At 69.8% G+C, this 1,307-nt stretch carries 1 protein-coding gene; it reads right to left on the minus strand.

What is annotated here, in order from left to right; genetic code table 11:
- Nucleotides 1-19: 19 nt before the first annotated feature.
- Nucleotides 20-1,132, minus strand: a complete 1,113-nt coding sequence (locus AB0873_RS32585) for an ISAs1 family transposase (RefSeq protein WP_366604647.1) — start codon at nucleotides 1,130-1,132, stop codon at nucleotides 20-22.
- Between the last annotated feature and the right edge of the window lie 175 nt (nucleotides 1,133-1,307).

The following is a 1,307-nucleotide window of genomic DNA, read 5'->3' on the forward strand; positions in this document are numbered from 1 at the left end:
CAGGGCCCCGGCAAAGTCGTCAGGTGATGCCGAGTAGTGCCAGCGGGCGGGTGCTGTCGCGGGCGTGATGCCGGTTCGCGGCGGCGATGTTGGTGATGCCGGCGGTTCGTAGGGCGCCGATGGCGGCGTTGCGCAGGGCGGCCATGACTTGTGGTCCGGTGCCGGTGCGGATCTGAGAGCGGTCTTCGTCGTAGGTGACGTCTCGCACCCAGTGGACCTTGTTCTCGATCGACCAGTGACCACGGATCCATCCGGCCAGTTGGGCAGGGCTGGCCTGGTGCACGCGCAGGTCGGTGATGGCGTAGACGGTTTCGGTGGTGAAGCGTTTTGGCTGGTCGAGGCGGCGTCTGCGGCGGCGGATCTGCAGGGCCTGTGCGGCGTGGGGGAACTCGATGCCGGTGGAGATTGTCAGGATCTTGAGGGTGCGGATCTCGCGGCGGCCGTGTCCGCGGTCGGTGTCGCGGGTGGCGTCGGGGACGGCTCGCCAGGGCAGGCCGGCGAGTTGGGCGTGCAGGCTGGGCTGATTGCCTTTGACGGTCAGGATCCAGTGCGCGCCGCGTTCGGCCAGGTAGGCGACGTGGTCGCGTTGGCAGTGCAGGGCGTCGACGGTGATCACGGTGTCGCGCAGGTCTCCGATCTGGTCCAGCAGCGGTGCGAAGCGCGTGATCTCGTTGGTCTTGCCGTCGACGTCGGTGCTGGCCAGAACCACTCCGGTGGCCTGGTCGCAGGCGGCCAGGACGTGTCGGGCCGGAGTGCTGGTGGTGCGGGAGCCGCGCAGGGCCTTGCCGTCGACCGCGATCGCTCGCCTGCCCGCTGACGGTGTGACTATGGTCCGGCTGGCGAGCCAGCCGCTGACGGCCGCGGTGAGCAGGTCCGGGTCCAGGGCCTGCAACAACCGGCGGATCATCGCCTCCGACGGGCGCCGGTCCGGGGCGATGCCCAGCGCGAGCGCGGTCGCGGCCGGGACGTCGGCGACCCACTCGGCGATCGCGGTGTAGGAGCGGTAGCCGGCCACCACGGCACAGACCGCCGCGGTCACCACGACTGTCAGCCGGTGCCGGACACCGCGGCGGGCGCGGGGATCCGGCAGGTCGGCCAGCGCTGCGGGCAGCCCGGCAGCGGTTTCGGGCACGGTGACAGCCGGTGCGCAGGACAACGACGAGATCAGCGATGATGGCAGGGCGGGCATGGCTCACTTCGGACGATCAACAAGGCGTAGAGAACCTCGATGATCATCTGAACGAGTCATGCCCGCCCTGCTACCAACAGCACGGGCGCGTCTACACCAAGCGGATCAAGCCGGACAC

Source organism: Micromonospora sp. NPDC047707, assembly GCF_040704235.1.
In the GTDB taxonomy this organism is placed as follows: domain Bacteria; phylum Actinomycetota; class Actinomycetes; order Mycobacteriales; family Micromonosporaceae; genus Micromonospora.